Here is a 23,031-nt window from a genome sequence, read left to right as displayed (position 1 = left end):
CGAGGTCGTGCGTCAGCGCGGACCGCCGGGGCGGAGCCGCGCGGCGCGGAGTCCGTTGCCGATGACGAGGACCTCGGCGAGCTCATGGACCAGCACGACCTGCGCCAGGCTCAGGGTGCCGGCGAGCGACAGGGGGACGAGCACGACGACGATGGCGAGTGCGAGTGCGATGTTGCCGGTCATGATCCGCCGGCCGCGCCGCGCATGGTCGAATGCGCGGGCGATCTGGCGCAGGTCGTGTCCGGTGAAGGCGACGTCGGCCGACTCGATCGCGGCGGCGGATCCGGTCACTCCCATGGCGATCCCGACGGTCGCAGCTGCGAGCGCGGGTGCGTCGTTGATGCCGTCGCCGATCATCGCGGTCGGGGCCTGCTCGGCTCGCCGGGTGATCTCGTTCGCCTTGTCGGCAGGCAGCTGCTCGGCACGGATGTCGTCGATGCCGGCCTCACGCGCCAACGACCCCGCGGTGCGGGCGTTGTCGCCGGTGAGCATGACGACGCCGATGCCACGATCGTGCAGCATGGAGACCGCCTCGGCGGCTTCGGGACGCAGCTCGTCACGCACGCCGATGGCGCCCGCGATGCTGCTGTCGATCTCGACGATCACCAGGCTCATGCCCTGGGCGGCCATCTCATCCGCGCGCCGCTGCAGCGGGCCGGGCGCGATCCATCGCGGGCTGCCCACCCGGACGGCGTGGCCATCGACGGTGCCGGTGATCCCGTGGCCGGCGTGCTCGTCCACCTGAGAGGCGCTCAATGCCACGCTGGAGGCCGCGCGGACCGCGTCGGCGAGCGGGTGGGTGCTCGTGGCTTCCAGTGCGGCGGCGTGGCCGAGCACGGTGTCCTCGTCGAACCCACTGGTCGTTGCGACCTCGACGACCTCGGGCTGGTTGCGAGTCAGCGTTCCGGTCTTGTCGAGCGCGACCGTACGGACGGTGCCGAGCTGCTCGAAAGCCTGCCCGGACTTGATGACCACGCCGAGCTTGCTCGCCGACCCGATGGCCGAGATCACCGTCACGGGAACCGCGATGGCCATGGCGCACGGTGATGCCGCGACCAGAACGACCAGAGCGCGCTCGAGCCACAGGCCCGGGTCGTCGGTGAGGAGCCCGAGCAGCGCCACGGTCGCGGAGAGCAGCAGCACTCCGGGCACCAGCGGGCGCGCGATCCGGTCGGCGAGCCTGGCTCTCTCGCCCTTGCGGGCATGGGCCTGCTCGACGAGCCGCACGATCTGGGTCAGAGAGTTGTCCGTCCCTGCGGCGGTTGCCCGGATCCGGAGCGTGCCCGAGCCGTTCACCGATCCGGCAGCGACCTCGTCGCCTGCCCCGACCTCGACGGGGATCGACTCACCGGTAATGGCTGAGGTGTCGAGGCTCGAGTACCCGTCCTGGACCACGCCGTCGGTCGATACCCGCTCGCCGGCGCCCACGACCAGGACGTCGTCGACGCGCAGGTCGGAGGCCTTCGCGACCTCCTCGCGGCCGTCGCGCTCCACTCGGGTGCGGTCCGGGATGAGGGCCAGGAGGGCACGCAGGCCCTGCTGGGCGCGGTCCATGGCGCGGTCTTCTAGCGCCTCTGCGATCGAGAACAGGAACGCCAAGGCGGCGGCTTCACCGATGTGGCCGAGCGCCACTGCGCCCACCGCGGCGATGGTCATCAGCAACCCGACGCCGAGTCGACCCCGGCGCAACCTGCGCAGGGCGCCCGGGGCGAAGGTCCATGCCCCGGCTGCCAGGGACGCCACCTCGAGAACTGCCTGCGACCGAGTGGCGTCCACCCAGCCGGCGACCAGGCTGGCTGCGAGGAGCAGGCCGGCCAACGCCGGGAGCAGCAGCGCGCGGTCGCGCCACCACGGCGTGAGCTCCTCGTACGTCAACGGCTCATCGGGTGAGGACACGCGCGGAGCACAGCAGTCGTCATCCGGGGCGTGCTGCTCCGCGGCAGCACCCTGCCCATCGGGTGCGACCGTCGTCGACGCGGACGGTGCCGTGCTCAGCGTCAACAGGGGTCGCTGACCTGCATGGGGCGTCGGCTCCTCGTCGGGGCCACAGCACTCCCGGCTCATCGCGAGTCCTCCGCCTTGCAGCAGCCCAAGGGGCAGTCCTGACCCAAGCAGCCGGAGCCGTCGTCGACGGCGACGACCACATCGAGCAGCAGCGAGATCGCCTCACCGAGGTGCGGATCGGCGATCCGGTAGCTGGTGCGCCGACCCTCTGGCTCCGCGGTCACCAGGCCACACCCCAGCAGGCAGGCCAGGTGGTTCGACACGTTCGTTCGGGTCAGGTCCAACTCCTGGGCCAGAAGCGCCGGGTAGCCCGGCTGCTCGACCAGGCTCATCAGGATGCGCGCACGGGTCGGGTCCGACATGGCCCGGCCCAGACGGGTCATCACCTCGACCCGGGAAGCAATGGTCAGCATGCGCTGACCATAACCACTCAGTCATTGGTCAGCAACTACTGACCCGTGGTCGCGCCGATAGTGTGACCACGACGTACTATGCTGCTTAGTACATCTCGACCGAATAACCCCGCGCCCGGGCCCCGATCGCCCCCGGCGCCACCCCGTCCCGAGGAGAACTGGCCGTGAGCTGCGCACTTTCGATGTCACGGTCGGCGGTTCGTTGAGAGGCAGCATCTCGGCCCACGGACTGGGCGGCGCCGCCGACCTGCCCATCTCGGCGCCGCTGGCCATTGCCGGAGGGACTGCAGCGCTGGCGGTGTCCTTCGTCGTCCTGCTCCTCGCGTGGAAGCAGCCTCGCTTCGACTCGGCCACTGGCGAGATCCACGTGCCCCCGCCGCTGGCCCGGGTCGTCGACGGTAGAGCGTGGAAGACCGTCCTTCGCGTGACCGGTATGGGGTTCTTCGCCTTCATGCTGTGGCCCGCCATGTTCGGTCCGAACGACCTCACCAACCCCCTTCTCGGCGTGACGTACTCCTGGCTCTGGGTCGGTCTGGTCCCGCTGTCCGTCGCGTTCGGCCCGGTGGTGCGAGCGCTGAGTCCCACGCGCACCTTCCTCGAGCTGCTGGACAAGCTCGCAGGGCGTGCTGACGGCGAGGGTCTGTACGAGTACCCCGAACGCCTGGGCTACTGGCCGGCCAGCATCGGCCTCTTCGCGTTCGTGTGGCTCGAGCTCATCGCCCCCAGCGGCACCGACGTCGGAGTCGTCCGGTTCTGGTTCGCCGTCTACTTCGCCGTCATGCTCCTCGGCTGGGCCATCTTCGGAACGACGTGGATCGCACGCGCCGATCCGTTCGAGGTCTACTCGACCCTCGTCGGACGACTGTCGCCATGGGGGAGGAGCGCGACGGGCCGGCTCGTCCTCGCGAGCCCGCTGAGGAACCTGTCCCGCCTCCCACCGGGGCGCGGCCTGGTGGCGGTCATGGCGGTGCTCCTGGGCAGCACGGCCTACGACAGCTGGAGCAACTCCACAACCTGGATCCGTTACGTGCAGTCGAACGACATCGACGTGACGCGTCTGGGCACCAGCTTGATGGTGCTCATCATCGTCACGGTGGGAGTCACGTTCACGCTGGCGTGCATGGCGACGCCCCGTGATCCCGACGGTCCGCCACGACGCGAGCTGCCCGGCCTCTTCGCCCACTCACTCGTCCCGATCATCGTGGGCTACATGGTCGCGCACTACCTGACCTTCCTCGTCGAGTACGGACAACAGACCCTGATCTACATGAGTGATCCTGTGGGAACCGGCGCCAACCTCTTCGGCACGGCGGATATGGAGATCACCTACTGGCTGTCGCTGAATCCAACGGTCCTGGCGAGCATCAAGGTGGTGGCCATCGTCATCGGTCACGTCCTGGGTGTCATCGCCGCGCACGACCGCGCCCTGACTGTGCTCCCGCGGCGCCACCACGTCACCGGGCAGCTCGCTCTACTCATCGCGATGGTCAGCTACACGTTCATGGGCCTCTACCTCCTCTTCGGCTCATGAGCGGCGACGTGCGCTACGTCGAGGCGCTGCGTGTGCCCGTGCGCTGGTGGGTGCAGGGCACGCTGCTGGTGGGCAGCTTCTGGCTGGCCATGATTGCCGCGGTGCCCGAGCGGCTGACCTGGTCCGTGACCGGAATGGCGCAGCTGCTGCTCGTGCTCCTGCTGCGCTCGTACGGATCCAAGAAGATCGTGGTGACGGACACCTGGCTGTACGCCGGTCGCGCTCGCATCGAGCGGAGATACCTCGGGGCGGCGGTGCCGCTCGACAAGGAGCAGATGCGCGCCCTGGCCGGTCGAGACGCGAGTGCGCGCGCCTACCTGCTGCTGCGGCCGTACATCGCCACCGGGGTGCGTGTCGCGATCGAGGACGATCAGGACCCCACTCCGTACTGGCTCCTGAGCTCTCGCCGCGCCCGAGAGCTGGCGGCGGTCATTGAAGCTGCCCGGGTTCACGAATGAGGAGCAACGACATGAGCAACAGCAATCAGCGCAAGGCTCGCCAACAGGCCGAGCGTGAGGAGTGGGAGCGCCAGCGGCAGGAGCAGGCGACGGCGCGTCGACGTCGTGCGACCGCGCTCGGCGCGATGTCAGTGCTCGTCGCCGTGGTCGTCATCGTCGGGCTCGTCGCAGTCCTGACACGTGGTGACGTCGAGGAGGACACAGCCGCGTCGGAGCCGCAGACGCAGGACATCGACCTGCTGGAGGAGGAGAAGGCCGGCGAGGCCCAGGCCTCGGCTGCCAGCGCGGCGAGGGAAGCAGGTGAGGTGACTGCGAACGACTTCACGGTCGAGCCGGGCACGGCTGTCAGTGGACGCGAGAAGCCGCTGCCCGACGATCGCCGCGTCGCCTGCGGAGCGAAGGCGCCCACGAGCGCTCGAGCAGCCCGGCCGACGTTCCCTGGCGGCCCCGTCCAGGTTCTCGAGGCCGGCGTCGACTACGTCGCGCGGATCGAGACCTCCTGCGGTCCCATCGTCATCGACCTCCTCGAGAACGAGACGCCCGTCGCAGTCAACTCGTTCGTGTTCCTCGCGCGAGAGGGCTTCTACGACGGGCTCGAGGTCTACCGCGACTACGGCGCCATCTCCGCCGTCCAGACAGGCAGCGGCGACAACGCCGTCGGCTGGGACATCGGCTACCAACTCCCGGACGAGCTCGGCCGCGCCGAGCGCACGGGATACCCGATCGGCTCGGTGACCACGGCAGGGCAGGGGCCGTACACCGCCGGGAGCGACTTCTACATCGTCTACGGCGACGAGTTCGAGGCGGGATTCGAGTCGAACCGTATGCACACGATGTTCGGCCGCGTCCTCAACGGGATGGACGTCATCGACACCATGACCGCGATGGAGCGGATCGGGATGGGCGGCGAAGCCTTCGCCCAGCGTCTCCTCATGAACTCGGTGACGATCGAGGAGCGCTAGTACGTCGTGACGTGCACGTGGTCGAAGTGATTCGCCGTGACGGATCCGCGATCGGCCATCGGGCGCCAGCCTTCGGCGGAGCGCTGCACCGACCAGATGCGACGTGCGTGGATCACATAGTTGACCCCGAGCTCTGAGCTGTACTTGCGGATGAACTCGGCCACCTCCCAGCCTCGGTCGCCCGTGACCATGATGTCCATCGCGATGCCTTGGGCATGCTCGCCGTCGCTGCGCAACGTCCCGTAGGTGGTGATCTCCGGGAAGTTTGCGCAGACGGCCTGGTGGATCGCTCGAATGTTGGGACTCACGCCGGCGGGCACCGTCGTCCCGTTGCCGCACTGTCCTCCGAGGCTGGGTTCTGGCGGTGGCTTCTCGGCACTGAGATAGCCCGTCGTGACCCAACGCGACCTCCCGTCCAGGACGACCTCGTCGCGGCCGAGGAGTCGACGACCCGTGACACGCACCTTGACTCCGGCGTCCAGAACGCCGAGCTGGTCTGCCCGATCGTCGGGGCGGGTCCAGATGTTCAGCTCCGTCGTCGTCCACTGTGTGTCGGCCGCACCGCTGAGAGCTCGTCTGACGGCTTGCGGTTGCAGCGCTCTTTCCACTGGGCTCAGCGGCACCGCGACTGATCCGCTGACGTCCGGCGTATTCGGCCGCACTGGCCGGCGACCACTGCGCGACACCAACGGCTGACGGGTTGCCACGCTGCCCGTCGAGGGCTTCTCGGCCGCGATCACGTCAGGGCTGTTGCCTGCTCCCTGCAGGCCCAGCCCGACAGCCGCACCGGTTGCGGCGAACGCCAGTGGAGCAGCGACGAGGGCCGCTCGAGGCACGCGTCCGCGACGACGCGCTCGCACCAACTTGTGCTTGCCCTGATGGCGCCCCACGCATCTTCCTTCCACGCCGCTGCCAATCTACTATCGTTCATAGTATTAGAGCGGGCACCGCAAGTAGGCAACTCGAGTGAACGAGGCAGTAGTTGCTTATCTGCGTATCTATGCAGATATGATGTCAGGCATGAGTTCCCGTGATGGCCGCATGGAGATGCCCACTGACGACCAGGTCGACCTGGCTGTCGAGGCGTTCCGCATGCTCGCCGACCGCAAGCGCATCAAGATCCTGTGGGCTCTCCTTCACGGGGAGTCCTCGGTCAACGAGCTCGCAGAGCGAGTCGGTGCCAGCTCGACCGCGGTGAGCCAACACCTGGCCAAGCTGCGACTCGCTGGCCTCGTGCAGGTCCGCCGCGAAGGGACGTTTGCCTACTACACCGCGGCAGACGAGCACGTGCACCGATTGCTGGACGAGGCGCTCTTCCACGCCGATCACGCGAACCAGCCCGAACAGGGCGCAGTGGTGCACCAGCTCCACGGCGACGACAGCAAACGAGGAGAACACTGATGGGCGCAGGACACAGTCATGGCGGAGGCCACGCAGGCGCACGCCACCGGTGGCGTCTCGTCGTCGCGTTCGGGCTCGTCGGCTCGTTCTTCGTCGTCGAGCTGGTCGTGGGTCTGGTCTCCGGCTCGCTCGCCCTGATCTCCGACGCAGGCCACATGGCTGCTGACGTCGTCGCCCTCGGCGCAGCGCTGGCCGCCACCAAGATCGCGACCCGCCCCGACCGCACCGGGCGTCGGACCTACGGCTCGTACCGAGCAGAAATCTTCGCTTCGGGACTCACGGTTCTCATCATGCTCGGCGTCTCGGCCTACGTGGTGATCGAAGCCCTGAGCCGGATCGGCGACGAGGTCGAGATCCAGGCAGGCCCCGTCCTGATCGTCGGCGCCATCGGTCTCCTGATCAACGTCATCTCAATCCTCCTGCTGCGGGGAGGCTCCGAGGAGTCCCTCAACATCAAGGGCGCCTACTACGAAGTCGTGGCTGACGCAGCCGGGAGCGTCGGCGTGATCCTGGCCGGACTTCTCGTCGCCACCACGGGTCAGGGCTGGTGGGACACGGTCGTCGCCCTGGCGATCGGGATCTTCGTGGCGGTCCGGGCCGTCGTCCTCGGCAGGGAGGTCCTTGCGGTCCTCGGCCAGCACGTTCCCGACGGCGTGCAGCTCGACGACGTCGTGCAGGACCTCGAGACCGTGCCGGGTGTGGCGGACGTCCACGACCTTCACGTCTGGACCCTCACCTCGGGGATGTTCGTGGCCACTGCGCACCTCGTGGTCGAGGATGGAGCGTCAGGCCAGAGCGTGCTCGACGAGGCGCGATCCCTCATGCGGACCAAGCACCACATCGAGCACGCCACGCTGCAGGTGGAGTCTCGTGCCTCGAAGGCGTGCGACGAAGCGACCTGGTGACGCCGCCTAGCGCGGCACGCGATCGGGGGGACTACGACAAGACAAGGCTTGCCGGCGCGCCCGCAGAGGCACTCGGCCGCCGTCGCCGTTCTTGAGGTGTCGCCAGGGGCGGCCGTCGTCAGCAGCAACATACGAGGACCGCGGCGTCCTCCGAGCCCTCGCCGTCGTCCAGGCCACAAGGGACGACCCCTACGATGCCGACACCGTTAACCTCTTCGCGGACAAATTCGACGGGGCTCCCTCCGCCTCATCTACGCACGTCTCGTCAGCGGCGACCAGCTGTACTTGAGCTCGTTTGTCGAGCCCGTCGCCGACCAGGGCCTGGCCGCAGCCAGCACGCTCGACCCGACCGTTGGCCCCGAACAGCGTCCTCCGCGCCGATTCGGCCAGCTTCACCGCAGCCGGCTACGGCACCATCCGCATCCCTGAGGACGTACAGTCGCGCTCGGGCAAACCGTGACCCTCACCGACGGCGAAGCCAACGCAATCGACTCCGAGGTGCTGACAATCGGCGACGACACGGCGCAGGTTCGCGTTCGTTGGAGCCAGTAGGCGAACAGCCATCTCGTGAACGGCGTGCATGTCCGGCCACGGCGAGCACGTCCCGAACTCTCCCTGTCACATTCCGCTACCGCCGTGGATAACCGCGGCCGCGCCACCGCCGGCTCGGCGCGAAGGCGAACGGTTCCTGAGCATGCGACGTCACAACCCGAAGGCGCCGCCCTCAACCAGGATGACAAGCCCAAGAACGACGAGGACCAGAGGGAACAAGATGTGCTCCCACCGCTCGAGCATCGCTGCTACCGGCTTGCGAGTGGCCACGAATCTGGCCGCCAAGACCAGGACAACGACGAGCGCCAAGAACACGATGCAGTAGGCCATCACCGCCGCCGTCCCGACGGTGAGGAACACCGGTACGTACACCCCGATGTTGTCCCCGCCGTTGGCGCACGTCACCGCCGCAACGAGCAGGACACTGACCGACTTGTCCGGCACCTCGTCGTCGTCATCGTCGCCGTCGCGCCATACGCGCCAGCCCGCGTACAAGCCCAGCAGCAGCGGGATGAGGCCGAAGTACGGGATGGCCGTGTCGGGAAGGAACAACCCCGCACCGAACGTCACAGCCACCGAGGCCAGCAGGATGCCGCCGAACCCGAGGTACTGCCCGGCAACGATGCGAGCAGTCGTCCCGCCCTGCCCGGCACCGCGAGCGAAGAACAGCGACAACACGATGATGTCGTCGATATTGGTGACGATGAACAGGCCGGCGGCCTGCAGCAGTGAGGTCACATTCATGGTCGGCGTTCCTTGGAGTTCTGGGTTGTGGCCATCGGTCCCGCATCGAGCGGTGACCTGGCGCAGGAAGGCGCAGGAAAAAGCCCGGTTACGCCGGCGGGTGGTCGTCGGCGGGCGCCGCACTTGCGGCGCGGCCGCGCGTCGTCGACGTGCCAGGAGACAGCCCACGCCCGCCGGCGGGGTCGTTCCGGTCGGTGGGGTCGGTGCGCGTATGCGCCAGCGCGAGCACGAGGAACCCGGTGACCAGGAAGGCGTCGGCGAGGTTGAACGTCGGCCACCATCCGGTGTGCAGGTAGTCGGTGACCACGCCGTCACCTGCTCGGTCGATGACGTTCGCGACAGCGCCACCGATGACCGCACCGGCGGCGATGCGTTCCACCCACCCCGCACGCGGCGCCCGGCGGAAGGCGTACACGGTGAGCGTCAGCGCGATGGCCGCTGTGATGGCCACGATGACCGCGACGGGGAGCCGGTTGCCCAGACTGAACGCGACACCCGAGTTGTACGCCAGCTGGAGCTGCAGCAGCCCCAGATCCACCGACGTGCCCGGCAGGCGTGCCTCCGATGCGGCCTTGGCAGCCAGGTCGAGACCGGCGACCACGGCCGCCGTCAGCAGGACCGCGAGTCGCCCCGTACCCCTCACCGTGCCACCGGAGCTCCTCGACCCGCCCGAGACGCCAGCGTCGCTGCTCACCGAGTCACTGCTCACCGCGTCGCTGCTTCCGCTGGCTCGACTACGGCCGCGGCCGCCGACGCGGGTGCCGGCGGAAGTGGGCGGACCCGCCCGGCGCGCACACCGTTGCCGATGACGAAGATCTCCGCCACCTCGTGAACCAACACCACCGCCGCAAGCCCGAGCACTCCGAACGCCGCGAGCGGGATGAGGATGGCGATGAGGGCGATGGACAGTCCGACGTTCTGCAGCATGATGGACCGGGCCCGTCGGGCGTGCGACAGCGTGTGCGGCAGGTGCCGAAGGTCCTCACCCATCAGGGCGACGTCAGCGGTCTCGATTGCGACGTCGCTGCCCATTGCACCCATCGCGATGCCGACATCGGCAGTCGCCAGGGCGGGGGCGTCGTTGACACCGTCGCCGACCATCGCGGTCGGCCTGCTCTCGCGGAGCCGGCGAACGATGGTCGACTTGTCCTCGGGCCGAAGGTCCGCGTGCACCTCGGTGATGCCGGCGCGAGCGGCCAGCGCGGCCGCGGTGCGCTCGTTGTCGCCGGTCAGCATCGCCACCTGGTAGCCGCCCGCACGCAGGCGTGCGACCACCTCGGCCGCCTCGGCCCGGAGGTCGTCGCGAACGGCTACTGCCCCAATGAGGGCCCCGTCGTACTCGATCATCACCGCGGTGGCCCCGGACTCCTGCATCTGAGCGACCGGGCTGCTCAAGTCGCCGGCGGGGATCCAGCCAGGGCGACCGAGCCGAGCCGGCCGCCCGTCCACCGTTCCGGTCAGGCCCGCGCCGGTGACCGCCTCCACATCAGCGGCGTCGCGATGGTTCTCGACGGCAGCCAAGATGGCGCGTGCCAGCGGGTGCTCGCTGCGCGCCTCCAACGCTGCCGCGATGTCGAGGACATGCTCACGCGTCTGACCGGCAGTGGTAGCCACCTTGACCACCGCGGGTTCGTTGCGAGTCAGCGTGCCCGTCTTGTCCAACGCAACGGCCCGGATCCGTCCGAGTGCCTCCAACGCCGCACCGCCCTTGACCAGGGCGCCGATACGGCTGCTGGCGCCGATGGCAGCGACCACCGTGACCGGTACCGAGATGGCCAGCGCGCACGGAGACGCGGCGACCAGGACGACCAAGGCCCGCTGGACCCAGGTTGCCGGGTCACCCAACACGCCGCCCACGACCGCGATGACCGCGGCCAACACCATGATGCCGGGCACCAGAGGCTTCGCGATGCGGTCGGCCAGCCGCTGTGCGTTGCCCTTGCGGGACTGCTCGGCCTCGACGATGGTCACGATGCGGGCCAACGAGTTGTCCTCGGCGGTGGCGGTGACCTCGACCTCGAGGACACCTGTGCCGTTGATGGAGCCGGCGTACACCGTGCTCCCCGGCCCAGCCTCCACCGGCACCGACTCGCCGGTGAGCGCCGAGACGTCCAAGGCCGTACGACCAGCACGGATGACACCGTCGGTCGCGACCCGCTCGCCAGGACGGACCAGGAGCGCGTCTCCCACCGCGAGTTCTGCGGGCGCCACCGTGACCTGATTGCCATCACGAAGCACGGTGGCCTCGGCCGGAACCAGCGACAGCAGCGCCCGCAGGCCGCGCCGCGTGCGCGCCACGGCGTACTCCTCCAAGCCCTCGCTGATCGAGTACAGGAACGCCAGCATCGCCGCCTCGGCGACCTCGCCCAAGATGACCGCACCAACTGCGGCGATCGTCATCAGCGTGCCGACGCCGATCTTGCCCCTACCCAGACGCCGCAGCGTGCTCGGCGCGAACGTCCATGCCCCCAACGCCAGTGCAACCGCATGCAGGCCAACGACGACGGACCCGGCAGCGTCGTTGAGGCCAGATACGAACCCTGCGAGGAGGAACACGCCCGCGGCCGCGGCGAACCTCAACTCGCTGACCTCCCACAGCTGTTGGGGCTCACGCTCCTCGGACTCGCCAGTCTCCGTTCCGAGCTCGTCGCCGCAGCCGCAGGCATCCGTCACGGTGCTACTTCCTTCGTCATTGGGGTCGTCATCGCGGTCCTACTCTGGTGCCTCGTCGGGTTCCCGTCGGGTTCCCGTCGGGTCCCAGTCGGGTCATGGCGCGAGAGTGTCGTCGGCACCCGTGGTGGGTTGCGTGCCGCGCGCGGTACTCGTCGTGCCGAAGTTCGGGCAGAGCTCGACCGCCTCGCCAGTCAGGGCGAGGAGCTGTTCGGCCGCACCCAGCAGCTCCATCAACTCGGGATGAGCGATGGAGTAGAACATCTGCCGGCCCTCAGGGCGCGCGAGGACCAGGCCGCATTCACGCAGGCAGGCCAGATGCCCCGACACGGTGCCTTGGGGCATCCCTAGGGCCACAGTCAAGTCGACCACCCGTCGCTCGCCACCAGCGAGCTCGCGCAGGATGGCGAGCCGGTTGCGCTCAGCCAAGCCGTGGAACAGGGATGCGCCACGCGTCAATGCCAGATCAGAAGGACTCGTTGTAAGCGGCATTCGCCGATGATAGCGACATCGCGGATGGCTGGCCAGAGGCCATTCGCTCCGCGTGTCGTCGTCGGTACCGTCGGCCGCGACGAATCTCCGTTTGCGGGTTGCTGAATCGTCGCGAACGGCGGCGGACCGCACCAGCGGCCCCATCAGTTAGTCGAGTGGACCGAGCAAGCGACTTGAGGGCCCGCCAGATACCTGCCACTTACAGTCCGAGCAGGACCACACCGATCCAGTAGAATTCGAGTTGACCGCAAGGTCTGCCCGCGTGAACCCAAGTAGATCCGTGATCTTCGAAGCCATCCCGTAGCGCTCGATCTCTTCCAGAGGTCGCAGGTTCAAATCCTGCCCCCGCTACAAAAGAATCGAAAGATTCGCACCTTGGCCCCCACATTTGGTGGGGGCCAAGCGCATTTCGGGCCACATCTAGTGGCTCGAGGTGCTTTCTCGAGGCCGATATCGGCTCCATTGTGCGTGGCACGCCCCTGGTGAACCCGGTCGCACCAGGTGCGCCCCACCTCCGATCCACGCTCACGGCGCCTTGACTCGCGTGCCGGACCTGGGGCGAGCGGGGGCGACCGGGGGCGCCCGGAGTGGCCTCTCGAGAAAGATTGAGCCCGACCGGTGGCGGGCATTGCGGGACCCCGAACGCGCCGGACGGTCCCCCCACATGACCGCACCGATGAAGCCCGGCGCCACGACGCCGGCCACCTACAGCCCCGACACCACCCTCACCCTCAGCGAGATCGCCGACCTCACCGGTCGCGACATCAAGACCATCAAGACCTGGAACGACTCCGGCCAGGGCCGCTGGCCCAACGCCGTCCAGGACGAGACCGGCCGCAAGACCTGGCGTGTCCCGGTCAGCGACCTCGTCGCCTCCGGCGACCTCGACCCTTCCCGGGTTGCGCAGGTCGAGAACGAGCTCGCCGCCCGTCGCGAGTCCAAGGAGACGAAGGCGCTGCGCGAGCAGGTCATCCGCCTCGAGGAGCAGCTCACCGCAGCCGTCGCGCTCGCCGACGAGCGCGCCGGCACCATCGCCCTTCTCAAGAGCCTCGTGCGCAAGGGCGGTGCAGCATGAGCCGCCCGCTGAAGGGGTCCAAGAAGCTGACGGACAAGGGCTGGACCGCCAGCCTCCCGATCCACCGCGGCGCGACCAAGCGCCAGACCTACACGTTCACCACCGAGGAGGCAGCCGACCGCTGGATCGCAGAGGGTATCCCCGCCATCGAGGGCGGCACCGACCTGCCGGTCCCTGACACCGAGGGCCGCGTCGCAGGCAAGCGGAGCACCAAGACCGGAACGGCCTTCCGCACGATGGCGGACCCGTGGCACACCGAGTACTACAGCGAGCTGAAGCGCGCGAAGCACGACCGTTCGACGGCCACCAAGGGCCACATCAAGCGCATCGAGGCCTTCATGGACCAGCGGGGTCTGGTGATGGAGACCATGGTGCGTGACGAGGTGAAGGCGTTGCAGGCGTCCCTCACCCGCTCGACGACCGAGGCCACGGTCACGGTCCCTGAGGGAGTCGACCCCACCGGTCTCGTCACGATGGCCGAGGCGCTGGCGCTGCCGAAGATGACGGCATCGAAGTCGACCCTCAAGCGCCGCAAGGCCGACGGCGTGCTCAACCCTGTCGACCCCACGGCAGCCGTGCACCGATTCCGGGTCGCCGACCTCTACAGCGAGGCCGTCCTGGGTCCGACTGGTGAGCTCCGTCGCGGCCCGCGCACCAACGGCAGCCTCTCGCAGGACGTCGCCAACGACGTCATGTGGGCCTACGACGAGGTGTGCAAGTACGCCCTCGACCACGGCGTGGACGTCCCGCAGGACCGCACCAGCCTGAAGATGCACCGCACCGACAGGGCTCCCAGCGCACCGCGCCAGCCCGTCAGCCTCCGCCGGTGCGCGGACATCGCCTCCCGCCTGCACGTCGTGCACCAGCTCGTCCTCTGGCTCATGCGCATCCTCGGCCTCCGCATCGGTGAGGCCTACGGCATCCGCGTGTACGACGTGCTCGACCAGGGTGCGGGGCAGTACGGCGCTGTGGCCGTCAAGGCACAGGGCGGCAAGAAGTTCACCCAGATCGACCCGAACGGCCAGAAGCACACCAGCGACCACACGGACGACCTCAAGACCAAGAACTCCGAGCGCGTGCTCGTCGTCCCGCCCACGCTGATGGACCTCATCCGGACCATCATCGCGGTCTTCCACACCGACGCCGACGGCGTGATCCGCCAGGACGCCCGACTCATCCCCGGTCTCACCCGACGTAACGCCGGCGGACAGGAGGCCTTCCGCGCTGCCTTGGCCGGGGCCGCCGAGGCCGTGAGGGTCGACTGCACCACAGAGGAGGACGTCATCGACGAGGTGTTCTCGTGCCAGCCCCACGACATGCGGCGCACGATCCTGTCCGACCTCGACCGTCTCGAGGTCAAGGACAGCCACACACGTCGGTTCGCCGGCCACCTGCCCGGCACCGCCGTCCTTCACCGCCACTACCTGCTCGACGACCCCAAGCTCCGGCCCGCCAAGGCCATCGCCGTCCTCATCCAGGGTGAGCTCATCGCCAACCTGCCTGCCGGGCTGCTCCTTCCCACGACGGTCCGCTGCACCACGGGCAACCAGCCCGCCCTGCAGAAGGACGGCGCCCGCATCGACGCCGAGCTCGCCGAGCGCGGTTGGCTCGTCCTCTCGACCGACGAGGGCGGCGAGCCGCTCCTCGGATCGGGCGAGGCCGCCCAGCTCTGGGGCGTGACCCCCAAGACCGCCCGCCTCTGGATGGCGGACGGGGTGGTGCCCAACATCCCGTGTGGAGGCCGTGGACAGGGAGAGGAACGCCGCGTGCGTCTTTCGGACGCCATGGCGCTCCGCGAGCGCCTGACGACGCGCATCACCCTGGTCCGGCTCGCCGAGGAGGTCGGTACGACCTACCACACCGTGTACCAGTTCGTCCGCGCTCAGGGTCTCGAGCTCGAGGCCTGGGGAGAGCGCGACTACGTTGTCCCTGCGCCCACCGCCACCGCGGTGCGCGACCACTACGCGGCTCAGGCGGCGCTGCACGAGCGTGCCGTTCCCTACTCCGTCGCTGCGAAGGCGTTGGGGACGTCGGTGGCCGCAGTGGAGCACATGGTGGACGACGGGACGCTCGACAAGGACGAGCGCGCCCACGACGGTCGTCGCATGGTCACCCGCGCGAGCCTCGCGGATGTCGAGGCCACCCAACGTCCGGTTCGTCACGGCGCTCCCAAGGTCCGCGACGACCTCATGACCTGGGCCGAGGTGTCGGCCGCAACCGGCCTTGCGAGCGCCGACATCGACGCGCTCGTTGCTGACGGCCTGCTGGTGCGGGTGCAGTACCAGCGGCGGCGCCACGTCACTCGGGTCAGCGTGCTGAGGTACTTGGCCGAGCACGACCCCTCACGCCTCGCGCTCGCCGTCTGACGGGTCCAGGCCCGAGACCCCGAGCTCCACGCGACCGATGAGGCGATTCGGCTCGCGTGGAGGGTCTTGGGGCGCCCGTATCAGAGTGGCTCGTTGTTGCGCAGCGTGGTGAACGGTACCCGGAAGAAGGTGCCTATGACCCTTGACCGCATACCCCCTAGGGGTATGCTGGTTGACATGAACGCGCACATGCACGAGTCGGACAAAGCCACGACGCACCAGGTCACGGACCCGGTGTGCGGAATGAGCGTCGACCCGGCCGCGACCGAGCACACGCTCACCCACGAGGGGCAGGAGTTCTACTTCTGCTCGGCCACCTGCAAGGACAAGTTCCGGGCCACGCCCGACCGGTACGCAAGCCACGACCAGGCCGGGAACGCTCACACGCACGCCGGACACGCTGCGACGGCCAGTGGCATTGCCCCGCCCACGCCCGGCGAGGGGGAGGCAGTGGAGTACACGTGCCCGATGCACCCCGAGATCCGCCGACCCGGCCCCGGAGCGTGCCCCATCTGCGGCATGGCGCTCGAGCCGGTGATGGTCGCGGTCGACTCCGGCCCGTCGCCGGAGCTGCGCGACATGACCCGCCGCTTCTGGTTCGGCGTCGCCCTGTCCATCCCCGTTGTCATCCTCGGCATGGGCCGCGACCTCATCGAACCGCTGCACGACGCCGTCTCCGCGACGACGTCCGCATGGGTACAGCTCGCGTTGGCCACACCGGTGGTGCTGTGGGCCGGGTGGCCGTTCTTCACGCGCGGGTGGGCGTCGGTGCGGACGATGAAGCTGAACATGTTCACGCTCATCGCGATGGGCACCGGTGTGGCGTGGCTGTTCTCTGTCGTCGCAACGGTGGCCCCGGGCATCTTCCCCGCCGCGTTCCGCGAAGACGGCGCCGTCGACGTGTACTTCGAGGCAGCCGCCGTCATCACCACCCTCGTCCTCCTCGGCCAGGTCCTCGAGCTCCGTGCCCGTGAGGCCACCTCGGGTGCCATCAAGGCCCTTCTCGACCTGTCTCCGAAGACGGCCCGGCGGCTGCGTGACGACGGCACCGAGGAGGAAGTGACCCTCGACCAGGTCCAGCTCGGCGACCTGCTCCGCGTCCGCCCCGGCGAGAAGGTCCCTGTCGACGGTGTCGTCGAGGACGGGAAGTCAGCCGTCGACGAGTCCCTGATCACTGGCGAGTCCATGCCCGTGACGAAGGAGCCGGGTGACAACGCGATCGGCGGCACCCTCAACTCCACCGGGGCGCTCCTCGTGCGCGCCAGCGCGGTCGGTCGCGACACCATGCTCGCCCGCATCGTGCAGATGGTCGCTGAAGCGCAACGCTCCCGTGCGCCCATCCAGCGCACCGTCGACAAGGTGTCCGCGGTGTTCGTGCCCGCCGTCATCGGCATCGCCGTGCTCGCGTTCATCATCTGGGCCCTCGTAGGGCCCGACCCGAAGCTCGCCCACGCGCTGGTCGTCGCCGTCAGCGTCCTCATCATCGCCTGCCCGTGTGCCCTCGGCCTGGCCACGCCCATGTCCATCATGGTCGGCGTCGGCCGGGGCGCGCAGATGGGTGTCCTCATCAAGAACGCCGAAGCACTCGAACGGATGGAGAAGGTCGACACCGTTGTCGTCGACAAGACCGGCACGCTCACCGAGGGCAAGCCGGCCGTCGTCGCCGTCGAGCCGGCCGCCGGTCACGACGCACGTGAGCTGCTTCGGCTCGCGGCTGCGGTCGAGAACGCCTCCGAGCACCCGCTCGCCCGCGCCATCGTCGACAGGGCCCAGGCCGACCTGGCCGACAGCTCGGAGCAGTTGCCCGAGGTGGCTGACTTCGACGCCCCGGCCGGCAAGGGCGTCCTCGGCACCGTGGAGGGCCGCAAGGTGCTCATCGGCACCGCGGGGTTCCTCACCAGCCAGAACATCGACCCGGGCGGCCTGACCGATTCGGCTGACCGACTGCGCCGCACCGGCGCGACTGCCGTCCTCGTGGCCCTCGACGGCACCCCCGCCGGTGTCATCGGCATCGCCGACCAGGTCAAGGAGACGACCCCGGCTGCCCTGGCGGCGCTGCGCAAGGAGGGCATCGAGGTCATCATGCTCACCGGTGACAACGAGGTCACCGCTCAGGCTGTCGCCGGCGAGCTCGGCATCGACCGGGTCGAGGCGGAGGTGCTGCCCGACCACAAGGCCGACGTCGTCAACAAGCTCCGTGCTGAGGGCCGCGTGGTCGCGTTCGCCGGCGATGGCGTGAACGACGCTCCGGCGTTGGCCGCGGCTGATGTGGGTCTGGCGATGGGCACCGGCACGGACGTCGCGATGGAGTCCGCCGGTGTGACGCTGCTGCGCGGCGACCTCAACGGCATCGCCCACGCGCGCCAGCTCTCCCACGCCGTGATGAGCAACGTACGCAGAGGTCTCGTCCTCGCGTTCGGCTACAACACCCTGGGCATCCCCATCGCCGCCGGTGTGCTCTACCCGGCCTTCGGGTGGCTGCTGTCCCCGGTCATCGCCGCCGCCGCGATGGCCCTGTCCTCGGTCAGCGTCATCATCAACGCGCTACGGCTGCGCACCCAGCGCCTGGGCTGACCGCGCCGCCCGTAACATCGACACCGATGACCTCCGCGCCCCCGACCGCCGTCCGCACCCGCAGGTTCCTGCGGGTGCCGGCGGCTGCGCGTCCCAGCGGCCGCACCGCACTCGCGGGCCTGGTCGTCGCCCTGGTCGTCGGCATCCTTGGCATGCACGCACTCGCGAGCCACGGCACTCCCGCCGCACCCGCAGCCGCGTCGAGCGCGATGAGCATGCCGGGCATGACCGCTGGCCACGATGCGGCTATGCCTTCCGGCGACTTGCACGCCGCGCGCCCCCACCACGCGTCAGCCGCCCCGTTCTCGGACCACTCCAGCGCCGGCTCAAGCCCCGGCGCCGGCTCTGGGTCCGGCCACGGCATGGCCGGCATGGTCATGCTGTGCGTCGTGATGCTCGCCGCAGCCGGCCTCACGCTCCTGGCGGTGCTCGCCGCGGGACTCTTCCGGCCACTGCTTCCGGTCGCGTTCATGCCCGCCGCAGTACGCGCGCGGGCGCTTCAGTGGGTGCGTGGCACCGGCCCACCCCACGAATGGCAGTTCTCCGTCATCAGGTGCTGACAGGCCCTGCGACCACCCGCCACCGCTGACCTCGACCGTCGAGTTCGACTTTTCGACAGCAGCGTCCGGCCGGGTGTCGCCTCCGCCTGCCCACACCACCCACCTGACTTCTGGAGAACTTCCATGCACGCCAAGAACAACATCCGCACGCGCGCGCTCAGCGCGTTCGCGCTCACCCTCGCCCTCGGCGCCGGCCTCACCGCCTGCGGCGACGACACCAGCGACGCGGCCGGCCAGGCCGAGGTCAGCACCACCGAGCACAACGACGCCGATGTCGCCTTCGCCAGCGACATGATCACCCACCACGCGCAGGCGCTCTCGATGGTCGACCTGACCCTGAAGCGAGAGCTCGACCCCGAGGTCCAGGCCCTCGCCGAGGACATCCGCGACGCACAGGGCCCTGAGATCGAGACCATGGCCGACTGGCTCACCAAGTGGGGCGAGGACGTCCCGGCGACCATGCGCGACCACGTCAACTCCGGTCACGACATGGGCGACATGTCCGACACCATGGACGACATGGGCCACGACGACATGCCCGGCATGATGACCGCCGACGAGATGAACGAGCTCGAGGACGCTCCGGACTCCGACTTCCAGGACATGTGGCTCGAGATGATGATCGAGCACCACGAAGGCGCCATCGAGATGGCCGAGACCGAGCAGGCCGACGGGCAGTTCAAGGACGCCGTCGACCTCGCCGGTCAGATCATCGACGCCCAGAAGCAAGAGATCGAGACCATGAAGGACCTGCTCGGCTCCTGAGTCGCGGCGCGCGCGGACGCCACCCTCACTGGTGGCGTCCGCCCGTCGATTCCACCGTCGCGTCCCCGCATGCCGCGTCCCGGGCCTTGGCCGACGAGCCTCACGCCCGGACGCCTCGGACACCCACATGCAGAAGAAGGCCTCATGAAGACACCCCTGGCGGCCGTCGCCGTCACAGCAGCCCTCGCCCTTACCCTGACCGGCTGCAGCAAAGCCGCCGGCCCGACCAGCTCGTCCGGTTCGAGCTCCTCGGATGCGGCCGAGGTCACGCCTGACGCCACGTCCCTCCCGCCGTGGCCCGCACCCGGCGACGTTCCCGCGCGGGTCGCCGCCGCCGGCCTCGACCTCGGCCCGATGGGCACCGCCGAGCACTACCACCCCCACCTGGCGATCACCGTCGGCGGAGAACCGGTCCCCGTCGCGCCCAACATCGGCGTCGACCCCGCCACCGGCGCGATGTCCGCGGTCCACACCCACGAGGGCGACGGCACCATCCACATCGAAGCCGACACCGTCGGCGAGAAGTTCACCCTCGGCCAACTGTTCACCCAGTGGGGCGTCGCGCTCACGCCCACCCAGATCGGTGGCGCCCAGGCGAAGCCCGGGGAGAAGATGACCGTGACCAGCAACGGCACACCCGTGACCGGCGACCCCGCCGACCTGCAGCTCGAACCTGACCAGCAGATCGAGCTGACCCTGCCATGACCGACACGCCACACCCGCAGACATCACCCCCGGGACGTCCCTCCCGGCCGGCCCGCATCGCCCTCGTCGCGGTGCTCGTCGTAGCCGTCGTGCTCCTTGGGCTGTGGTTGGTCCGCACCACACCCTGGAGCGCCGACGCCTCCGGCCGTGGCAGCGACCGCGGTATCGCGGGGCCGGGCCTCACTGTCTACCCGGCCGGTGACCGCGACCCCGCACCACCGCTCGAGGGGCGCACCCTCGACGACAGCGACTTCAACCTCGACGACCTCTCGGGCCAGATCGTCGTCATCAACGTGTGGGGCTCGTGGTGCGGGCCGTGCCGCGCCGAAACGCCTGGCCTCGTCCGCATCGCCAACGCGACCGCCAGCCAAGGCGTCCAGTTCGTCGGTATCGACACCCGCGACAGCCTCGCCTCCGCCCGGGCGTTCGTGAAGAACTACGACGTGCCCTACCCGAGCGTGTTCGACCCTGCCGGCAAGGCGCTCCTGCCGTTCGGGTCCGTCATCCCCAGCGCCGCCATCCCCAGCAGCCTTGTCGTCGACCGCGACGGCAACGTCGCAGCCCGCGTCATCGGCGCCGTCGACGAGAGCACCCTCCAGGGCATCCTCGACGACCTCCTCGCCGAAGACGACGCCCCGACCGGCACCGGCACCGACGACCCGGAAGGAGACGCGTCGTGAGCCCGCTGGCCGCCAACCCGGGCGACCTCGTCACCTACGGACCCATGCTCGTCGCCATCCCCATCGCGATGGCCGCCGGACTCGTGTCCTTCCTCAGCCCCTGCTGCCTCCCGCTCGTACCCGGCTACCTCGCCTACGTCACCGGCACCAGCGGCGCCGACGCCACTACCCAGGCGCAGACCCAGTCCCACGACGCGACCAGTACGTCGGGAACGCCCGGCGCTTCGAGCACGCTGACCCGACCCCGACCCCGGCTGCTGCCCAGCCGCACCGTCACCGGGACGCTGCTGTTCGTCCTCGGGTTCGCCGCCGTGTTCACCAGCTACGGCGCCCTCTTCGGCACCGCCGGTGCGTTCCTCATCACCTACCAAGAACCCATCACCCGAGTCCTCGGCGTCCTCACCATCGTCCTCGGCATCGTCTTCACCGGCGCCCTCACCCGCGTACCGTTCCTCAACCGCACCGTCCGTCTCGACGCCAACCCTCGCGTCGGCGTCGCCGGCGCCCCCCTGCTCGGCGTCATGTTCGGCATCGGGTGGACCCCGTGCATGGGGCCCACCCTGGCCGCGGTCCTCACCCTGTCCGTCACCGCGGGAGGAGCCGGCCGCGGTGCCGTGCTGTCCTTCGCCTACAGCCTGGGTCTCGGCATCCCGTTCCTCCTCGCCGCTCTCGGCGTCCAACGCGCGTTCCGCGTGTTCGCCTACGCGCGCCGACACGCCCGCGCCGTCACCCGCATCGGGGGCGTACTCTTCATCATCGTCGGCATCCTCCAGGTCAGCGGAGCCTGGACACTGCTGATGGCCCAACTGCAGGGCTGGGTCGCGAACTGGCAGGTCCCCCTGTGAACACCACACCGAGCCGTGCGCGACAGACCCCCCGAACCCGTCGCCGACGTCTGGCGCGGCTGGGTCTAGCCGCCGCCCTCACCCTCACCGCCGCCACGGCCTGCAGTTCCCAGGACGCCGACCCCCGCAGCGGCAACGCTGTTACCAGCCGCGACGCCGACGAGTTCCACGGCACCCTCGTCGATCCGCCACTCACCCCCGCCCCCGTCACGCTGCGCGACACCGACGGCAACCCCTACCGGATGGACGAGCCGACCCCGGACACCGCCACGGCGGTCTTCTTCGGCTTCACCAACTGCCACGACATCTGCCCCACCACCATGGCCGACCTCGCCGCCGCACGCAGGTCCCTCCCCGCCGCCGCAGCCAGCAAGGTCACCCTGGTCTTCGTCACCGTCGACCCCAAGCGCGACACCCCGCCCGTTCTCCGCAGGTGGCTGGACCAGTTCGACCCCGACATCGTCGGACTACGCGGACCCGTCAAGCGCGTGCACCGTGCAGAGGACTCCCTGTACGCCTCCAACAGCAGCAAGTCGACGCCTCCGCCCGAGGGAACCGACGCCGGCGCACACGAACATCAGTCGACGGAGGAAGGGCACACCCACCCCGACGGCGACCCCGATGGGTACGCCATGGACCACTCCAGCGTCGTCTACCTGTTCGGTCCCGACGGCAGCACCGTCATCTACACCGGCGGCGCCACCCCACCCGACTACGCCGCCGACCTGACCCGCCTTCTCCACCGCTGACCTCTCCGCCCTGACCCCCAGCAAGACGCCGCAGCCCAACGCTGAGCTGGCCCTCGATCGGCGCGAGCACGGGACGACCGCCGCGGCAAAGCAGCCACACGGGGGCCGAAAGACCCTACCCCCGGGGGTATGCGCGCGCACCATGGAACAAGAGCAGAACTCACGAGGAGCCCGCCATGGTTACCACCGAACGCACCCGCGACACGACCCGCCAAGCTGCGGACGGAGCGCACGAGTGCCACCGCCCCGCCGCCGGCAGCTCCCTCCCTGCCGCCCGCGGCTACACCGGTCGACAGCACAGCTACCTGAACCGGTTGCGTCGCATCGAGGGCCAGGTTCGCGGCGTGCAGAAGATGGTCGCCGACGACCGCTGGTGCCCCGACGTGGTCAACCAGCTCGCCGCCGTGACCCGTGCAACCGAAGAGGTCGCCGCGGCGCTTCTCGAAGACCACGTGCGCCACTGCGTCCTGGAAGCCGCCCGCGACTCCGGCGAAGCCGGACAGGCCCTCATGGACGAGGTCGCCGCCACCATCCGGCAGGTCATCCGCCTCTGAACCCACGCGCTCACCCACGAACCACC

22 protein-coding genes are annotated in these 23,031 nt (G+C 69.3%); 15 read left to right on the top strand and 7 right to left on the bottom strand.

The annotated features are described in order from the left end of the window. Nucleotides 1-12: 12 nt before the first annotated feature. Both KDN32_RS14270 and KDN32_RS14265 read right to left on the bottom strand, forming a co-directional pair. Complete coding sequence (locus KDN32_RS14270; protein WP_307854100.1) at nt 13-1,896, bottom strand: heavy metal translocating P-type ATPase; 1,884 nt, start codon at nt 1,894-1,896, stop codon at nt 13-15. Nucleotides 1,897-2,060: 164 nt separating this feature from the next. Beyond that, nucleotides 2,061-2,417, bottom strand: coding sequence for an ArsR/SmtB family transcription factor (locus tag KDN32_RS14265; RefSeq protein WP_211732911.1), 357 nt, complete (start codon nt 2,415-2,417; stop codon nt 2,061-2,063). A gap of 202 nt (nt 2,418-2,619) precedes the next feature. Here KDN32_RS14265 and KDN32_RS14260 point away from each other — a divergent pair, with 202 nt between their 5' ends. Genes KDN32_RS14260 through KDN32_RS14250 form a run of 3 tightly spaced genes read left to right on the top strand, consistent with a single transcriptional unit; the run spans nt 2,620 to nt 5,368 of the window. Beyond that, the gene (locus KDN32_RS14260) at nt 2,620-3,948 is read left to right on the top strand and encodes a hypothetical protein (protein ID WP_211732910.1); all 1,329 of its coding nucleotides are present in this window, start codon (nt 2,620-2,622) and stop codon (nt 3,946-3,948) included. Then, complete coding sequence (locus tag KDN32_RS14255; protein ID WP_211732909.1) at nt 3,945-4,406, top strand: DUF3093 domain-containing protein; 462 nt, start codon at nt 3,945-3,947, stop codon at nt 4,404-4,406. Before KDN32_RS14260 ends, KDN32_RS14255 begins: the two co-directional genes overlap by 4 nt. An 11-nt stretch (nt 4,407-4,417) precedes the next feature. Further along, nucleotides 4,418-5,368 (top strand): peptidylprolyl isomerase, encoded by a 951-nt coding sequence (locus KDN32_RS14250; protein ID WP_211732908.1) that lies wholly within the window; start codon nt 4,418-4,420, stop codon nt 5,366-5,368. Here KDN32_RS14250 and KDN32_RS14245 read toward each other — a convergent pair. Then, nucleotides 5,365-6,108, bottom strand: a complete 744-nt coding sequence (locus tag KDN32_RS14245; protein WP_211732907.1) for a VldE C-terminal domain-containing protein — start codon at nt 6,106-6,108, stop codon at nt 5,365-5,367. The two genes, KDN32_RS14250 and KDN32_RS14245, sit on opposite strands and share 4 nt — an antisense overlap. Nucleotides 6,109-6,388: 280 nt before the next feature. Between KDN32_RS14245 and KDN32_RS14240 the strand changes: the two genes are divergently transcribed. Beyond that, nucleotides 6,389-6,769 (top strand): ArsR/SmtB family transcription factor, encoded by a 381-nt coding sequence (locus KDN32_RS14240; RefSeq protein ID WP_211732906.1) that lies wholly within the window; start codon nt 6,389-6,391, stop codon nt 6,767-6,769. Continuing rightward, on the top strand, nt 6,769-7,674 hold the full coding sequence (locus tag KDN32_RS14235) for a cation diffusion facilitator family transporter (RefSeq protein ID WP_211732905.1): 906 nt from the start codon (nt 6,769-6,771) through the stop codon (nt 7,672-7,674). The genes KDN32_RS14240 and KDN32_RS14235 overlap by 1 nt, the downstream gene beginning before the upstream one ends. 702 nt (nt 7,675-8,376) lie before the next feature. Here the strand turns inward: KDN32_RS14235 and KDN32_RS14230 are convergent. From KDN32_RS14230 to KDN32_RS14215, 4 genes are all read right to left on the bottom strand, one after another. Beyond that, entirely contained in the window at nt 8,377-8,970 is a 594-nt protein-coding gene (locus tag KDN32_RS14230) for a cadmium resistance transporter (protein WP_211732904.1), read from the bottom strand. An 88-nt stretch (nt 8,971-9,058) separates the two neighbouring features. Further along, entirely contained in the window at nt 9,059-9,571 is a 513-nt protein-coding gene (gene lspA / locus KDN32_RS14225; RefSeq protein WP_372446544.1) for a signal peptidase II, read from the bottom strand. A gap of 104 nt (nt 9,572-9,675) precedes the next feature. Further along, nucleotides 9,676-11,643: a heavy metal translocating P-type ATPase gene (locus KDN32_RS14220; protein ID WP_211732902.1), complete on the bottom strand. Its 1,968-nt coding sequence runs from the start codon at nt 11,641-11,643 to the stop codon at nt 9,676-9,678. 93 nt (nt 11,644-11,736) lie between these two features. Further along, a complete protein-coding gene (locus tag KDN32_RS14215; RefSeq protein WP_211732901.1) occupies nt 11,737-12,132 on the bottom strand; it encodes an ArsR/SmtB family transcription factor in 396 nt (131 codons plus the stop codon). Nucleotides 12,133-12,796: 664 nt separating this feature from the next. Here KDN32_RS14215 and KDN32_RS14210 point away from each other — a divergent pair. From KDN32_RS14210 to KDN32_RS14165, 10 genes are all read left to right on the top strand, one after another. Then, a complete protein-coding gene (locus KDN32_RS14210; protein WP_211732900.1) occupies nt 12,797-13,207 on the top strand; it encodes a hypothetical protein in 411 nt (136 codons plus the stop codon). Continuing rightward, a complete protein-coding gene (locus KDN32_RS14205) occupies nt 13,204-15,573 on the top strand; it encodes a site-specific integrase (protein ID WP_211732899.1) in 2,370 nt (789 codons plus the stop codon). Before KDN32_RS14210 ends, KDN32_RS14205 begins: the two co-directional genes overlap by 4 nt. 177 nt (nt 15,574-15,750) lie before the next feature. Next, nucleotides 15,751-18,147, top strand: coding sequence for a heavy metal translocating P-type ATPase (locus KDN32_RS14200; protein ID WP_249217059.1), 2,397 nt, complete (start codon nt 15,751-15,753; stop codon nt 18,145-18,147). A 26-nt stretch (nt 18,148-18,173) separates the two neighbouring features. Continuing rightward, nucleotides 18,174-18,707: a hypothetical protein gene (locus KDN32_RS14195; protein ID WP_211732897.1), complete on the top strand. Its 534-nt coding sequence runs from the start codon at nt 18,174-18,176 to the stop codon at nt 18,705-18,707. A 123-nt stretch (nt 18,708-18,830) separates the two neighbouring features. After that, nucleotides 18,831-19,472: a DUF305 domain-containing protein gene (locus tag KDN32_RS14190; RefSeq protein ID WP_211732896.1), complete on the top strand. Its 642-nt coding sequence runs from the start codon at nt 18,831-18,833 to the stop codon at nt 19,470-19,472. Between the two features lie 144 nt (nt 19,473-19,616). After that, the gene (locus tag KDN32_RS14185; RefSeq protein WP_211732895.1) at nt 19,617-20,177 is read left to right on the top strand and encodes a hypothetical protein; all 561 of its coding nucleotides are present in this window, start codon (nt 19,617-19,619) and stop codon (nt 20,175-20,177) included. Beyond that, nucleotides 20,174-20,857 (top strand): TlpA family protein disulfide reductase, encoded by a 684-nt coding sequence (locus KDN32_RS14180; protein WP_211732894.1) that lies wholly within the window; start codon nt 20,174-20,176, stop codon nt 20,855-20,857. Before KDN32_RS14185 ends, KDN32_RS14180 begins: the two co-directional genes overlap by 4 nt. Then, nucleotides 20,854-21,702: a cytochrome c biogenesis CcdA family protein gene (locus KDN32_RS14175; protein WP_307854097.1), complete on the top strand. Its 849-nt coding sequence runs from the start codon at nt 20,854-20,856 to the stop codon at nt 21,700-21,702. The genes KDN32_RS14180 and KDN32_RS14175 overlap by 4 nt, the downstream gene beginning before the upstream one ends. Then, entirely contained in the window at nt 21,699-22,451 is a 753-nt protein-coding gene (locus tag KDN32_RS22955) for an SCO family protein (RefSeq protein WP_211732893.1), read from the top strand. The genes KDN32_RS14175 and KDN32_RS22955 overlap by 4 nt, the downstream gene beginning before the upstream one ends. A 176-nt stretch (nt 22,452-22,627) precedes the next feature. Continuing rightward, nucleotides 22,628-23,005 carry a metal-sensitive transcriptional regulator gene (locus KDN32_RS14165; protein WP_211732892.1) on the top strand — a complete coding sequence of 126 codons (378 nt, stop codon included), beginning with the start codon at nt 22,628-22,630 and terminating at the stop codon, nt 23,003-23,005. Nucleotides 23,006-23,031: the final 26 nt, after the last annotated feature.

Origin of the sequence: Nocardioides palaemonis (assembly GCF_018275325.1) — a bacterium.
GTDB lineage: Bacteria > Actinomycetota > Actinomycetes > Propionibacteriales > Nocardioidaceae > Nocardioides > Nocardioides palaemonis.
This window is presented reverse-complemented; position numbering and strand designations above follow the sequence as displayed.

Bases quoted from the DNA above. Each gene is read 5' to 3' on its own strand.
- KDN32_RS14240 (WP_211732906.1), top strand. From the start codon at position 6,389: ATGAGTTCCCGTGATGGCCGCATGGAGATGCCCACTGACGACCAGGTC.
- KDN32_RS14235 (WP_211732905.1), top strand. From the start codon at position 6,769: ATGGGCGCAGGACACAGTCATGGCGGAGGCCACGCAGGCGCACGCCAC.
- KDN32_RS14190 (WP_211732896.1), top strand. From the start codon at position 18,831: ATGCACGCCAAGAACAACATCCGCACGCGCGCGCTCAGCGCGTTCGCG.
- KDN32_RS14215 (WP_211732901.1), bottom strand. From the start codon at position 12,132: ATGCCGCTTACAACGAGTCCTTCTGATCTGGCATTGACGCGTGGCGCA.
- KDN32_RS14185 (WP_211732895.1), top strand. From the start codon at position 19,617: ATGAAGACACCCCTGGCGGCCGTCGCCGTCACAGCAGCCCTCGCCCTT.
- KDN32_RS14195 (WP_211732897.1), top strand. From the start codon at position 18,174: ATGACCTCCGCGCCCCCGACCGCCGTCCGCACCCGCAGGTTCCTGCGG.
- KDN32_RS14200 (WP_249217059.1), top strand. From the start codon at position 15,751: ATGAACGCGCACATGCACGAGTCGGACAAAGCCACGACGCACCAGGTC.
- KDN32_RS14180 (WP_211732894.1), top strand. From the start codon at position 20,174: ATGACCGACACGCCACACCCGCAGACATCACCCCCGGGACGTCCCTCC.
- KDN32_RS14255 (WP_211732909.1), top strand. From the start codon at position 3,945: ATGAGCGGCGACGTGCGCTACGTCGAGGCGCTGCGTGTGCCCGTGCGC.
- KDN32_RS14205 (WP_211732899.1), top strand. From the start codon at position 13,204: ATGAGCCGCCCGCTGAAGGGGTCCAAGAAGCTGACGGACAAGGGCTGG.
- KDN32_RS14165 (WP_211732892.1), top strand. From the start codon at position 22,628: ATGGTTACCACCGAACGCACCCGCGACACGACCCGCCAAGCTGCGGAC.
- KDN32_RS14210 (WP_211732900.1), top strand. From the start codon at position 12,797: ATGACCGCACCGATGAAGCCCGGCGCCACGACGCCGGCCACCTACAGC.
- KDN32_RS14265 (WP_211732911.1), bottom strand. From the start codon at position 2,417: ATGCTGACCATTGCTTCCCGGGTCGAGGTGATGACCCGTCTGGGCCGG.
- KDN32_RS14230 (WP_211732904.1), bottom strand. From the start codon at position 8,970: ATGAATGTGACCTCACTGCTGCAGGCCGCCGGCCTGTTCATCGTCACC.
- KDN32_RS14250 (WP_211732908.1), top strand. From the start codon at position 4,418: ATGAGCAACAGCAATCAGCGCAAGGCTCGCCAACAGGCCGAGCGTGAG.